Below are 14792 nucleotides of genomic sequence, written 5' to 3'. Positions count from 1 at the left end.
AAAAGGGGGCATAATATATGAAAAAAATATTAACACTAGTATTAACAGCAACTTTAGCTCTTTCTCTAGCCGGTTGTGGTAAAAAGGAGCAAAGTGTTAAAAAAGATGATAACAAAACAAGCATAGTAGTTGGGGCTACTTTGAAACCAGCAGGAGAAGTTCTTAATTATTTAAAAAGTGACTTCGAAGCAAAAGGTTATAAGCTTGAAGTTAAAATATTTGATGACTATGTAGCACCAAATACAGCTTTAGAAGAAGGTTCAATAGATGCTAATCTTTTTCAACATGAACCTTATTTATTAAAGTTTAATCAAGATCATGGTACTAATTTAGTGGCTGTAAAGAAAATTTATCTTCCACCGCTTGGGGCTTATTCTAAAAAGATAAAAGACATTAAAGATCTAAAGGACAAAGCAGTTATAGCAGTTCCTTCTGATGCTACAAATGAATCAAGAGCTTTAAAGCTATTAGAGGCTCAAGGAATATTTAAGCTTAAACAAAAGGATCTAGTTACAAAGGTGGATATAGCTGAAAACACTAAAAATGTAGAGATTCAAGAAGTAGATGCGGCACAGCTTCCAAGAGTTTTGCAGGATGTTGATGTTGCAATAATAAATGCAAGTTATGCATTGCCAGCAGGGTTAAATCCTAAGAAAGATACTTTATTCTCAGAAAGCAAAGATTCGCCATACGCAAATGTTCTTGCTACTAAAAAAGGCAATGAAAATGCAAAATGGGTTAAGGATTTAAGCGATGTACTTACATCAGATAAAGCTAAGAAATATATAGAAGAACAGTACAAAGGAAGTATACTACCAGTATTCTAACTAACCGCTATATTGTATTGAAATTGATGTGTCACTCTTCCGATACTTTAATGAACTTGGGAAAGAAGTTCACATAGTATCTCTATCAATTCCAGTAATATTAAGTATAGCTATATTTATAAACTTAATTTAAATTATGGAGGGAAAAATATTATGAAATTTAAGAAGATATTAACATTAGGTTTAACATTTGCACTAGCAGGTTCACTAGCGGCTTGTGGAGCTAAGAAAGATACAGGATCAAATTCTTCAAATTCAAAGAACGATAAGGTTATAACAATAGGAGCATCACCTACACCACATGCGGAAATATTAGAACAAGCAGTTAAGCCTTTACTTGAAAAAGAAGGTTATACTTTAAACATTAAAGTATTTGATGATTATGTATTACCTAACACTGCTTTAGATGAAGGATCAATCGATGCTAATTACTTCCAACACATTCCTTACTTAAATAAGACAATCCAAGAAAAAGGATATAACCTTACTTATACAGTTAAAGTTCATATAGAACCAATGAGAGTTTACTCAGACAAATTAACTAAGTTAGAAGATATAAAAGATGGAGCTGAAATAGCAGTTCCAAATGATGCTACTAACGAAGCAAGAGCTCTTAAGTTACTTGCAAAGAACAACCTTATAAAGGTTAAAGATGGAGAATTAGTAACTGTTAAGGATATAACTGAAAATCCAAAGAAACTTAAGTTTACTGAACTTGAAGCAACTCAGTTACCAACAGTTTTAAAAGATGTTGCTGTTGCCGTAGTTAATACTAACGTAGCTTTAAGTGCAAAGCTTGACCCTAACAAGGCGTTAGCTGTAGAAGATAAAGATTCACCATATGCTAACGTAATTGCTGTTAAAAAAGGTAACGAAAATAGCGATAAGATAAAGGCATTAGATAAAGCAATAAACTCTCCTGAAGTCAAGAAGTTTATAGAAGATAAATATAAGGGAAGCATAGTTGCAGCATTTTAATAATTAAGCAAATAAGTAAGGGAGTGTCGCGAAATGATTAATTTTTAATCAGGAGCGATGCTCCTTTTCGGCTTAAAGAAAGAAATCTCCACAAAAATTGAAATATCAAATCAATTTTGTGGAGATTTTTGAATTTTAAACGCACTTAAACAAACCTAACAATTTAGTTCCATAATTAGGCAGTAGATTTTAATTCATGAAGATATTTTTGAGTTCTTCCATTTTGTATTTTTGAATGTAATTTATTAATGTTATAGCCAATACAAAGTAAAATAAATTCAGTTTTAACACTACTTTTTCCACGTGTTAAAAATCTATTGAATTCATAATCACTTTTAAGAACACCAAATGCTCCTTCGACCTGAATAGATCTATTCATTCTTAATTTAGTTCCAAATTCAGTTGTAATATTTCTATAAGATTCTTCACGTTTTTCAATAAAAGTTTTTGACACTTGCATCTTTCTATTCCCTTTTGCTTTTGTGCACTTCGATTTATGAACGCAGTTTTCACAGCTTTCACACTCATAAATAGTAACTTCTGATTTGTATCCACTGGCGGATCTTCTATGAGTAATCGAAGTAGGTAGTAACTTTCTATTATTATTGCAGACATAAAAATCTGATTCGGCATCATATTTCATATTTTCTCTCTTACTTATATCATTTTTAAAACTTCTTTTTTTCCATTTCTCATAAGTTTGAGGCTTTATGTATGGAATCTGATTATTGGACTCTAAAAACAAATAGTTCTCTTCGCTTTCATAACCAGAATCTGCAATTATATTATGATATTTATGACCAGTTTTCTCTTCCATATTATTAAGCATAGGTATTAATGTTGATATGTCATTTCTATCATCAAATATTCCGACGCCGGTTACGTATTCACTTTCGACTGCGATTTGTACATTATATGCTGGCTTTAATTGTCCATTTCTCATATGATCGTCTTTCATTTGCATGAAAGTTGCGTCTGGATCAGTTTTGGAATAACTATTTCTATTTGAAAATATAGTTTTACTGAAATTATATTTTTCTTGTCTCTCTTTATATTCCGATAGTTCTTCTATCCATTTCTGAATTTTAGTTTTTCTTTTACCTATCCCGTAAACAAATTCTATGTTTCTATTCCCTTTTTTATGCAAAAGCCATTGAAGTATTTTATCAATATTAGCTATCAATGTTTCTTTTTCGATACTAAATTCTTTCAGTTCCTCAAGGTTGATATTTTTAACAAGAGTAAGAATTTTATCAAACATTTTCTCTTCATTCTTGTAAATAGCTTTCTTCCAAACAAAAGTATATCTATTGGCATTGGCTTCGATCTTAGTGCCATCAATAAATACATTTTCAAATAATATTTCATTGTGATTAGCTAGATAATTAACTTGCTGATAAAATAAATCTTCAATTACTTCGTCTGATAGATACTCTTTACGAAATCTACTAATTGTAGCATGGTCAGGTGCTTTACAACCTTTTAGTAGCCATCTGAAATTTATATCTCTTTTACATGATTTCTCTATTTTTCTGCTTGAATATATATTTTGAGAATAAGCATAACATATTATTTTGAACATGATTTTTGGTTCCACTGCCGGTTTTCTTCCGAAGGAAGAGTACGCTTTATACAACTTTCTATAATTTAATCCCTCCAATACATGGCTTAGCAAGCGGACTGAATCATCTTCAGGTATCAAGTTTTCTAAGTTTAATGGTAATATAAGTTGAAAATCATCATTAAACTCGGTATAATTTTTATTGTATGATTTAGTTATTAGCATAATTTAATTATACAATTAATGTGAGTTCTTCGGAATTCACATTTTTTTATTTCTGCAAAAAAATTGGCTGCTACAAAACTAACTATGTTAGTTTTGCAACAGCCCCTTTTATTAATACAATATATTTTAGATAAAGCTGTAAATGAGTATGTTTATATGGCTTAAATGAAAATTATAGAAGAAATAATAAAAAAGATGAAATAAGTCGCCTGCCAGATTTTCCTCATATACATTGGGAAAGGCAGATGCACAAAAAAATCACTAAAGAAGATGGTTTTAGTGATTTTTACAATGTAATTTTATGATTTACAGATTTGTGTTAATGTAGTATATTTAAATAATGGTAAAAAGGAGATTTCTATGAAAATACACATAAATTATTGGAGGTATTGTCATGCTAGATAAAGAAAACCTAAATGAAAACGAACAAAAAGAGGAATTAAATGTGGGAGAAGAGGTCAACACTGCTAAAGAAGAAGCTGTAGTTGAACAGTCAACAGAAGAAATAGTAGATAGAGAAGAAAAAGTTGACCATGAAACTGATAAACCCTATAAGGCAGGCTTTTTCGTAAGACTTGTAGGAAATATAATGGATCAAACAATAGCTTTAGCTTTTGCAATAATATTATATTTCATTTTTGAAAAGGCGCTACCATTATTAGGATATGAAGTGATAGATAAAGTAGGAATATTTTTAATTATGTATATAGTAGCAAATGTTTTATGTATAACAATAATTGAAAGTACAAAGTTAGGTACTTCAGTTGGAAAGAAGATACTAAGAATAAAATAGACAGGAGTAACATATGAGAAAGGGCAATGAAGTAGAGTTACTTATAGAAGATATGGAGTTTCCTTCCCAAGGGATAGGATATAAGAATGATTTAAAAGTATATGTTAAGAATACTTTTCCAGGGCAAAAAGTTCGTGGTAAGGTATCTAAAAAGAAACAAGATTACGCTGAACTTAAGTTGTTAGAAGTTGTTGAAGCAGCAGGATATGAAGTGGAAAACAAGTGTCCACATTTTGCTCTTTGTGGAGGATGTTCATCTCAAAACATACCTTACGATAAGCAACTGGAATTTAAGAAAAATCAGGTGTTAAAGCTTTTTAGTGACAGTAATGTGACTACTGGTGAGTTTCTAGGTATAGAAAATAGTCCTATTCAATGGGAATACAGAAACAAGATGGAGTTTACCTTTGGAGATATGGAAAAAGGTGGAGACTTAACGCTTGGAATGCATATGAAAGGAAGATCCTTTGGTATTGTAACTGTAGATCAATGCTATCTAATTGATGAAGACTATAGAAAAATATTAGATACCACTGCTGAGTTTTTTAATAAGGAAAAGCTTCCTCACTATAGAATAATGGCTAGAGAAGGTTTCCTAAGAAATCTTATAGTTAGAAAAACTAAACATGATGGTGAGATATTAATTAACATAGTAACTACTACTCAAATAGATTATGACTTTAAGAATTGGGTGCAGGCTATACTAAACTTAGATTTCGAAGGAAGTATAAAAAGTATAATACATACAGAAAATGATTCCTTCTCAGAAGCAGTAATAGCAGATAAGGTAAATATATTACACGGAAGAGATTTTATAACAGAAGAACTTTTGGGACTTAAGTTTAAAATTTCTCCATTTTCCTTCTTCCAAACCAATTCACTAGGTGCAGAAAAGCTTTATAGCATAGTTAGAGACTTTATGGGGACTGCAGAGGATAAGGTAGTGTTTGATTTATACTGTGGAACAGGAACCATAGGTCAAATAGCAGCTGGAAAGGCTAAGAAGGTCATAGGGGTAGAGCTTATAGAAGAAGCAGTAGTTGCTGCCAATGAAAATGCTAAGCTCAATGGTCTTGATAACTGTAATTTTATAGCTGGAGATGTAGCAAAGGTTATAAATACAATTAAGGATAAGCCCGACATCATAATATTAGATCCGCCTAGAAGTGGAGTTCATCCTGTAGCAATGAACTATGTAGTTAAGTTTAATGCTAAGGATATAATCTATGTAAGCTGTAATCCAAAGACCTTAGTTACTGACTTAAAGGTATTGGAAGCGGCAGGGTATAAGATAGAGAAGACTTTGCTTATGGATATGTTTCCTAACACACCACATGTTGAGACTGTGGTTAAGCTATATCGTAAGTGTAAGCACTAACTAACCCCAACCGATTCCAACCAAACCCTGGCGATTTCCACTAAACTATGACGAAACCGCCATCCTGGTCGGAATTCAACCCAATCCAAAATTCAAACAAAATCCCAGAGCTGAGAGCAAAATCTCGGCTCTTTTTTCATGCAGAGAATTAGATTTAAGGGAGAAGTAAGAAGGGACTAAGGAGAGAGTTAATGTGCGATATATCAAGGGTTTAGGGAGATATTAGAGAGATAGGAAGAGTGGCTTCGGCTACGCCATTGACGGGTATATTCGCATTTAAGGGAGAGCGATTAAGGAGAAGGAAGAGATAAATTCATTAGTTCTATTTCGTCAAAGTTTAATGGTTTTGCGAATAAAGTGTGATGAAAAAAGCGGTATTGAATACCATGTTTTTTGCGAGAAAATTCTAATAATGTTGACGGAAATTGACGGAAAAATGTGGGGTGAGAGGGGTAGAAAACGCTAACTATTAAGGTTTGACTACAAAGTTGTAGACACCACATAAACTTTGCCAATTTTGATAAACTTTCAAACTAACATCCGTGCCAAATATCGATTATAAATGGATTAAGGAACGATAGAAACGATAGTATTAAGGCTAAATTGATGAATATGCAGAAATGATTATGTGAAATATGCGACTCTTGCTACACAAAAGGACTTTGATAAGTTTTAATTGTTGCATATTATCATAATTTGCTTTAATCTAATCGTAACTAAATATTATGAGGTGAATTTGTGAGATGGACAAGCAATTATTCGACAAGTGTACTAAATTAGATTTGAATGCTGTAAAAAAAGCTGAATACATACAAGAAATATGTAGTTTCAAAAGGGAGCAAATTAAAGAAGTAATGTCACAGGTGAAAAGGCATGTATGCTATACTTATAATAATAACAAATTAAACAAAGGTTTATGGGTATTATTTGGAAAACCTATTATTGAAGGTGTTGATAATGAAGAATGGATTTGCTTGGAGGTAGGAAGTAGCGAGGATATTATAAAGGAATTAGTAGGGGATTTGAACCTAATGATTTCAAAATCTGACCTTGTCGAAAAGCATTCAGAATTTTTTACGAGTGTATTTGAATTTAACACATATATGGATAGAACAAGCGTCAAGTATAGAAAAATTTATGAAATGTGCAAGGAATTTAGTGTGTTTGAAATTAATATTGAAAAATATATTGTCAATGAAGAGATAAGTAATTATGATGTGGTTAATTATGCTGAGGTAAAGTATGCATCTGATTATAAAGCACTATTTTGGAATCCTGCACCTGCATTTAAGGGTAATCAAGAAAAAGAAATACTTAAAGCTTATTTAGAAAAAAAGAAATGAATATAGAAGATTAAGGCATTTATCAGAAATGATAGGTGCTTTTTGTTATTCCATTAAAAGCCTTGAATAGATTTCCAATAAATAATAAAATGATACTATGGAAAATTATGTTGTAATTTAACTTAATATGCATAAATTTATTTAGTGGAAGGGGAATATTAGGGTGTTTAATGAAGATACAAGAGTCAAGATACCTGCAACGGTACAATTTCTAAGAGTAGGATATAATTATCAATCACAAAAAGATGCTATAATAGATTCTGATACAAATATTTTTAAAAATAGATTTAAACCGTCTTTAGAGAATATAAATAAAAGAAAATTTACAGATGATGAAGTGGAGGAAATAATATCAGAAATATTAAGGGTAATTAAAAATAATGATTTAGGAAAAGAATTTTACCAATGGATTATAAATCCAGTAGATAAAGTAAAATTAATAGATTTTGAAGACATAAAAAATAATGATTTTGCAGTAGTAAATGAACTTTCATTTGGTAAAAAGCTCAAGGGATCATTTAGACCTGATATAAATGTTATTATAAATGGAATTCCATTAGCTTTTCTTGAGGTTAAACCTCCAGATAACCAAGGAGGAATTCAAGAAGAATTTAAGAGAATGATAAATGATAGATTAGAAAAAGAAGAGCATAAAAAATATTTTAATATGATTCAGTTTACAGCATTTTCAAATAATATGGACTATGAAACAGATGATACAGATGAAGACCCGAAGGCAGGTTCATTTTATACTACACCTAATGGCTATAAGACGTCTTTTAGTTTCTTTAGGGAAGAAGAAAAAGATATAATAGAATTAAAAGAAATAAAGGAAGACTATATAAGATATATTTTAGATGATAATGGTTATAGTAAATCGGAATATGATGAGGAAGAATTTCAAACAAATCTAAGTTCTGAAACTCCTTGTAATAGATTTATAACTTCTGTATTTACACCTAAAAGGCTAATGTACTTTTTACAGTATGGAATAGTTTTTGTTGATGAAAAAGTCCCAGAAAAACACATAATGAGATATCCACAATTTTTTGCAACTCAAAAAATATTAGAGAGATTAGAGGCAGGCGAAAAGGGAGGGATAATTTGGCATACACAAGGAAGTGGAAAAACAGCATTAGCAGTCTTCAGTAATAGAATTATAAGAGATTATTATTCTAAAAAAGGTATAAATACAAGATTTTTCTTTGTAGTAGATAGGTTGGATTTGTTAACTCAGGCAAGTAGTGAATTTACAGTAAGAGGTTATAATGCAATTAACGTTTTAGATAGAGAAGGTTTTTCATCAGAATTAAATAAAATTCTTTCAACAAATACTGATATGAAATCTTGGGGAGATTTTACAGTAGTAAATATTCATAAATTTACTGATAAGATGCCTGTTGCAAAGAATGATTATAATGCAAAAATTCAAAGGGTATTTTTTGTAGATGAAGCTCATAGATCTTATGCAAGAACAGGAGAATTTTTCAAGAATTTAATGTTAGTAGATAGAGATGCAGTCTTTATAGCTCTTACAGGAACTCCATTATTAGGTAAAAAAGAGAGGAGTAATTTAAAGTTTGGAGATTACATACATAAGTATTTTTATGATAAAAGTATAGCAGATGGATATACATTAAGGATTAAGAAAGAAACTATAGACACCTTAGCTAAGGCAGAAATAAAAAGGGACTTAGATTTAGAAAATCCAGAGGTCGATAAAGAAGCTGTATATCAATCAGATGAATACATAATTGCATTATGTAAATTTATACAAAATGATTTTAAAGACTTCAGATATAGGAACAATGATAAAACTATAGGTGGAATGATAGTATGCAATAGTAATCCACAAGCTAAAAAAGTGCACGCGTGGTTTCAAAACAATTCTAAAGAATTAACAACAGGTTTAGTTATTACTGATGATGAAATATCTAAACAAGCGAATAAAGATACTCAGCTTGCATTCAAAGAAACTTTAGTTCCTGATATTTTAGTAGTGCATCAAATGCTTACAACAGGCTATGATGTTAAGCGTTTGAAAAAAATGTACTTATTACGAAATGCAAAGCAACATACTTTACTTCAAACAATATCAAGAGTAAATAGACCTTATACAAATAAAAATGGGAAGCATTATAAATATGGTTATATAGTAGATTTTGTAGATGTTGAGGAAGAATATGATAGAACAATAAAGCAATATCTTAAAGAATTAGAAGAAGAAATAAATGAAGAGACAGATGAAAAGACTTTATTAGATGGATTAGTGATTGATAAAGAAACAATAAATGTTAAATATAAACAATTAAAAAATGAACTTGATACAATAATACAAACATCAAATTTAGAAGAGATAGCGAGGACACTTACAAAATTAAATAAAGAAAAATTATATACAATAAGAAGAATATTAAGTAAAATCAAAGAATGTCATACTGAGTTTTTGCTTTCAAGAGCAGAAGAATATGCAAAACAGATAGATACAGATTTTATAAAGAAATTTTTAAAGGTAGTACAAAATAGAATAGATTTTATAAATTTAACAAATAGAGCAGTAGAGACATTAGATATTTTATCTAATAAAGAAGTTGTTGATATTATTTATCAATTTATAAAAGTAAAGATAAGCATAATGGATTTGGGTAAATATGAAAATACTCAAGAAGCAGAAGATATAGTAGATAAAATAAAAAAAATACAACGAGGAATCAAAGATAATAAACATAAAGAAGATATAAGAATAGTTAAGTTAAATGAATACTTGCAAAAGATATTTAATATGCTTGAAATAGTTGACTTAAATGATTTAAGTAAGATAAATGAAGAATTATTAAAAGCGTTAGAAGAAGTCGAACGTATAAATAAGGAAAATGAAAGATTAGCATCAATCTATGGAGGAAATTATGCCTTTGTAAAAACATATAATGATTATTGTAATTTATATCCTGATTATTGTAGGGAGGATATAGAAACAGTGCTTGTATGTGTATATCATAATCTTAAAGATATAATGGAAAAGAATGCTGTTATTTTACAGGGAAGAAATAATTTTATAACAAATGTTCAACAAAAAACAACAAAGGAATTATTAAAATCAAAACTATATAAAAAATTAAATTTAAAAGAATGGTATTCACAATTAATTGGAGATATCTATGTAAATATTCAGATTTATAAGTAGAAGGAGAATTTGATAAGTGACAACAATATATGAAATTGAAAATAAGATCAAACAAATGATAGATGAGCTTAAAGGGCTTTGTACAACTAATGGACTAGGAAATCAAGCATCAGAAGAAAAGGTGATTACATCAATATTTTTATATAAATTTCTAAATGATAAATTTATGTACAACCTTCAACAATTTGCAGAAGAACTTGAAATGACAATAGAAGAAGTTATTAAAAATGAAAATGATGAATTAGATGCTTTTTATGATATGCATTCAAAGGATGTATCTTTTGAATATCAAGATACAATAACAAAATTAATGGATAAGGTATCAAGTGAAACTTTTTATAAAGAATTTGATAATGCTTTAATTAGAATTTCAAATTCTGCAAAAAATGAGATATTTGCATTAGAAACAGCTGATAGAACAAAAAAGCCATTATTTGAACCAATTACAGAAGTGGTTGAATCATCTGCAAGAAATAATTTTGCAAAAGCAATTTTTAGTATTATATCAAAGGAAAAGTTTGATTTCAGCGGAGCATTTGCTCATAATTTTGACTTCTATTCAGCTATTTTTGAATATTTAATAAAAGATTACAATGTAGCTAGTGGAGTTTATGCCGAATACTTTACACCACAAGCAGTAAGTAAAATAATTGCTAGAATTCTTGTTGGAAGCACTGAAAGTGTGCAAGCAGCTGAAATATATGATCCATCAGCAGGTTCTGGATCCCTTGTCTTACACTTAGCTCATGAACTTGGAGATGATGATGGAATTAATAGAGCATTAGTTTATACTCAAGATATCTCACAAAAGTCATCAAGGTTTTTAAGAATAAACATGTTATTAAATGGATTGACAGAGAGTTTGCAGAATTTAGTACAAGGAGATACTTTATTAAATCCTTCTCATTATAATATAGAGCATGATGCAACAAGTGGATTAAAAAAATTTGATTATATAACTTCGAATCCACCTTTTAAAATGGATTTCTCGACAACAAGAGATCAAATTGAAAACAAATGGGGGGACTTTGTAGACAGAGATGACAATAAAAGATTTTTTGCAGGAATTCCAACAATACCAGCAAAAAAGAAAGACTCAATGGCAATATATTTATTGTTTTTACAACATATTATTTTCTCATTAAAAGAAAATGGAAAGGCAGCAGTAGTAGTTCCTACAGGTTTTATAACAGCACAGTCAGGAATTGAGAAAAAAATAAGACAGAAATTAATTGATGAGAAAATGTTAAAAGGTGTAGTTTCAATGCCTTCTAATATATTTGCCAATACTGGAACTAATGTATCTATATTATTTTTAGACAAGGATAATAAAGATGGAGATATAGTTCTTATGGATGCATCTAAATTTGGTGCTAAAATAAAGGACGGTAAAAATCAAAGAACTGTACTTTCTCATGATGAAGAACAGAAAATTATTGATACATTTATTAATAAGGAAATTGTAGAAGATTTATCAGTAGCTGTAAGTTATGAAGATATTGTAGAAAAAAAATATAGTTTTTCAGCTGGACAATATTTTGATGTAAAGATAGATATTGTAGAAATGACACAAGAAGAGTTTGAAAAAAAATTATTTCAAATAAAAGATAGACTGCAAGAATATTTTATTAAGTCCAATGCTTTAGAAAAAGATATTTTAGAGCAACTGGAGGAATTAAAATATGAATAAAATAAACGTAGGTAACGATTTATATTTAAAGGGGAGAATTGGGTGGAGAGGTCTTAGTAAAGAGGAGTATTTAGAGTATAGTGATTATAGAATTATAAATGCAACTTCTCTTGAAGATAACTTTATTGATTGGAATAGTTGTGGATATATTAGTAAAGTAAGATATGAAGAATCTCCTGAAATTCAACTTAAAGAGAATGATATTCTAATTTCCAAAGATGGAACTTTGGGTAAGATTGGATATGTTAAGCATTTAGAAAAACCAAGTACAGTTGCCTCAGGAATATTTGTATTAAGGAACACATGTAAAGAAATATTGAATAACAACTATTTATATCATTTTCTTAAAAGTAAAATATTTAAGGACTTTATTTTTAGGAATAAAGCATTAGGATCTACGATAAATCACTTGTATCAGAGAGATTTGGAAGAATTAGAAATAGAATTGCCTAATTTAATTACTCAAAACAAAGTAGCAAATATATTATCATCATTAGATAGTAAAATAGAAATTAATAAAAAGATAATTGAACAACTTGAATACCTTACAAAAACAATATATAATTATTGGTTTTTGCAATTTGAGTTTCCAGATAAAAATGGGAAACCATATAAGTCATCAGGTGGTAAAATGGTATGGAATAAAGAATTAAAGAGAGATATACCAGTGAATTGGGTAGTAGATAAAATAGATAATATAATACCTGTTAAAGATGGCACGCATGATTCTCCAAAGGCACAGGAGATAGGTTTCCCACTAATAACATCTAAACATCTACTTGAATGTGGAATAGATTTTGAAAATGCTAATTTAATTTCAGAGGATGATTATATAGCAGTTAATAAAAGGAGTAAAGTTGAAACAGGAGATATTTTGTTTTCAATGATAGGTACTGTTGGAACAGTTTATAAGGTTGAAGAAAAAGACATAAATTTTGCTATAAAGAATGTAGCATTATATAAAACTTCTCAAAAAGAAGAATATAAAAATTATATTTATATGTATTTAAAGTCTTGGTATATGAAGGTATATATGTCTAATGTGTTATCAGGAAGTATACAGAAATTTATAGGATTAGGACATTTAAGAAATATGCCTTTAATTATATCTGATACTTATATTAGAAAATTTGAACAAACAACAAAAAATCTATTTGAACAGATTAATAATTTAAAAATACAGAACCAAGAACTTACAAAATTAAGGGATTGGTTACTTCCAATGCTTTTTAATGGACAGGTAATATTTAAAACAGAAGATGATACAAAAGAGAAATATTTTGATGTAGAACGTGTTGCTGAAACATCATCTGAATATGGGGAGGGGTAACTATGGCAGATATTAAATATGAAATAAAAGAAACTGCAGGAGTTCTTTCTGAATCCTAAAAAGGTTTGAAAAAAGAATTAAATTTAATTTCATGGAATGATAAAGAACCTAAATATGACATAAGAGATTGGGATTCAGAACACAAGAAAATGGGTAAAGGACTAACTTTATCGGTTGAAGAATTAAAGAAGCTTAGAGATTTACTTAATGGGATGGAGTTGTAATTTTATGAATATAGATGATGTGTTTTCTAAAAAAATAGAATTAGAGCAAGATTTTAATTATGAGAAGTTATTTAGCGGTACAAAAGCTTCTGCTTATGACAAAAGATTAAGGTCACTACTAATAAATTCAATTGATAAAAAATTTATTCAAATTAAAAAGTATTTAGTGGCAGAAGATGTTGGAGAAGAATTATCTGAAATTGAGGATTGGAAAGTAATGTCACATAAAAAAATAAAGTCAATGCTAAAGGATTGGCATAGTGAAAGTGATTATACATTAAGTCCTATCATTTATATTTTAGAAAAATTAGAGCCGAATTTTATAGTTGAACTAGATAAAGAAAATTCAATTTACAAGATAAAATCTGATAAAAATATTTTAATTGGACATAGGTTTAGTGTTGTTGATGCTTTTTCTAGGATATATTTACCAGACAAGAAGATAATAATAAATTTGTCAACTGATAGTTTGCACAATTTGATTGATAGTTTATCATTAGAAAATTTAGTAGTCTATATTGTAGATTTAGAATTAGTTGATGGTGAATATAAAAGAATGGTAGCATATGAACTAATAGCAGATTCAAGATATTATGAATGTAAGAAAAAATCAGAAGATAGTTTAATGAGTGGGATTTTTAAATAAAAAGTGAGGTGAAATTATGGCTAAATGGGATATAAAGTTTATTATTCAGGAGATAAAAAGATCAGAAAGAATAAATGGTAAAAGAGAACTTTTAAAGAAAGAATCAGAGGTTAATATAAAAATTGATGATATTGACCTCGATATTATGCTAAAATGTAAAGATGGAAATTCAAAATTTAGATATGAAGAGGTATTAAAAGCTGATAAAGAAAGTATTTTAAGTGATGAAATTAAAGAAGATATGATCAAAGAATACTATGTTAGCAGTTATAAATTGGATTTTACCAATAGAACTGGGGAAATTAAATTATCATATCTTAAATTAAATTTGCTATTTATTGATTAAGTAAAACACCAACTGCTGATTAAAGTAGCTGGTGTTTTATTTTGTCTAAAAATCTTTATATTGGTATCCTATAATGGCCTAAGAAAACTCAACAAAAACATGAACTAAATATAATGAACCTGTTATAATATTGATTTATACTTAAAACTGGTTCTCTCGCAATTTCGGTGATACTTTTATTGGAAACTATTATTCAATGATTCGAGCATAGATTTCACTTATAATAAATAAAAACTATGTTTGGAGATGTGAATTTGAAGGATATTA

At 29.0% G+C, this 14792-nt stretch carries 11 protein-coding genes and 1 pseudogene; 11 read left to right on the top strand and 1 reads right to left on the bottom strand.

Going from position 1 to position 14792, the window contains the following annotated elements:
* Positions 1 to 17: 17 nt before the first annotated feature.
* Both GXK57_RS16320 and GXK57_RS16315 read left to right on the top strand, forming a co-directional pair.
* On the top strand, positions 18 to 827 hold the full coding sequence (locus GXK57_RS16320) for a MetQ/NlpA family ABC transporter substrate-binding protein (RefSeq protein ID WP_160678420.1): 810 nt from the start codon (positions 18 to 20) through the stop codon (positions 825 to 827).
* Positions 828 to 980: 153 nt separating this feature from the next.
* Complete coding sequence (locus tag GXK57_RS16315) at positions 981 to 1805, top strand: MetQ/NlpA family ABC transporter substrate-binding protein (RefSeq protein WP_160678418.1); 825 nt, start codon at positions 981 to 983, stop codon at positions 1803 to 1805.
* A 175-nt stretch (positions 1806 to 1980) separates the two neighbouring features.
* Here GXK57_RS16315 and GXK57_RS16310 read toward each other — a convergent pair whose 3' ends face one another.
* Positions 1981 to 3591 carry an IS1182 family transposase gene (locus GXK57_RS16310; RefSeq protein WP_160678416.1) on the bottom strand — a complete coding sequence of 537 codons (1611 nt, stop codon included), beginning with the start codon at positions 3589 to 3591 and terminating at the stop codon, positions 1981 to 1983.
* 394 nt (positions 3592 to 3985) lie between these two features.
* Here GXK57_RS16310 and GXK57_RS16305 point away from each other — a divergent pair, with 394 nt between their 5' ends.
* The 9 genes and pseudogenes from GXK57_RS16305 (at position 3986) to GXK57_RS16265 (ending at position 14525) form a co-directional block, all read left to right on the top strand.
* The gene (locus GXK57_RS16305) at positions 3986 to 4384 is read left to right on the top strand and encodes an RDD family protein (RefSeq protein WP_160678414.1); all 399 of its coding nucleotides are present in this window, start codon (positions 3986 to 3988) and stop codon (positions 4382 to 4384) included.
* A 13-nt stretch (positions 4385 to 4397) separates the two neighbouring features.
* Positions 4398 to 5762, top strand: a complete 1365-nt coding sequence (gene rlmD / locus GXK57_RS16300) for a 23S rRNA (uracil(1939)-C(5))-methyltransferase RlmD (RefSeq protein ID WP_160678412.1) — start codon at positions 4398 to 4400, stop codon at positions 5760 to 5762.
* A 743-nt stretch (positions 5763 to 6505) separates the two neighbouring features.
* The gene (locus tag GXK57_RS16295; RefSeq protein ID WP_160678410.1) at positions 6506 to 7105 is read left to right on the top strand and encodes a hypothetical protein; all 600 of its coding nucleotides are present in this window, start codon (positions 6506 to 6508) and stop codon (positions 7103 to 7105) included.
* Positions 7106 to 7268: 163 nt separating this feature from the next.
* Positions 7269 to 10289, top strand: coding sequence for a type I restriction endonuclease (locus GXK57_RS16290; RefSeq protein WP_243156458.1), 3021 nt, complete (start codon positions 7269 to 7271; stop codon positions 10287 to 10289).
* Between the two features lie 16 nt (positions 10290 to 10305).
* Entirely contained in the window at positions 10306 to 11979 is a 1674-nt protein-coding gene (locus GXK57_RS16285) for an N-6 DNA methylase (protein ID WP_243156457.1), read from the top strand.
* On the top strand, positions 11972 to 13309 hold the full coding sequence (locus GXK57_RS16280) for a restriction endonuclease subunit S (protein WP_160678408.1): 1338 nt from the start codon (positions 11972 to 11974) through the stop codon (positions 13307 to 13309). The genes GXK57_RS16285 and GXK57_RS16280 overlap by 8 nt, the downstream gene beginning before the upstream one ends.
* 2 nt (positions 13310 to 13311) lie before the next feature.
* Positions 13312 to 13533, top strand: a pseudogene (locus tag GXK57_RS16275) (PC4/YdbC family ssDNA-binding protein).
* 4 nt (positions 13534 to 13537) lie between these two features.
* Positions 13538 to 14179, top strand: coding sequence for a hypothetical protein (locus GXK57_RS16270; RefSeq protein ID WP_160678406.1), 642 nt, complete (start codon positions 13538 to 13540; stop codon positions 14177 to 14179).
* A gap of 16 nt (positions 14180 to 14195) precedes the next feature.
* A complete protein-coding gene (locus GXK57_RS16265; RefSeq protein WP_160678404.1) occupies positions 14196 to 14525 on the top strand; it encodes a hypothetical protein in 330 nt (109 codons plus the stop codon).
* The last annotated feature ends 267 nt before the right edge of the window (positions 14526 to 14792 follow it).

Origin of the sequence: Clostridium sp. C8-1-8, assembly GCF_009928445.1 — a bacterium.
In the GTDB taxonomy this organism is placed as follows: Bacteria; Bacillota; Clostridia; order Clostridiales; family Clostridiaceae; genus Clostridium_AR.
Note: the sequence above shows the minus strand (reverse complement) of the source record. Positions and strands in the feature narration are given on the sequence as shown.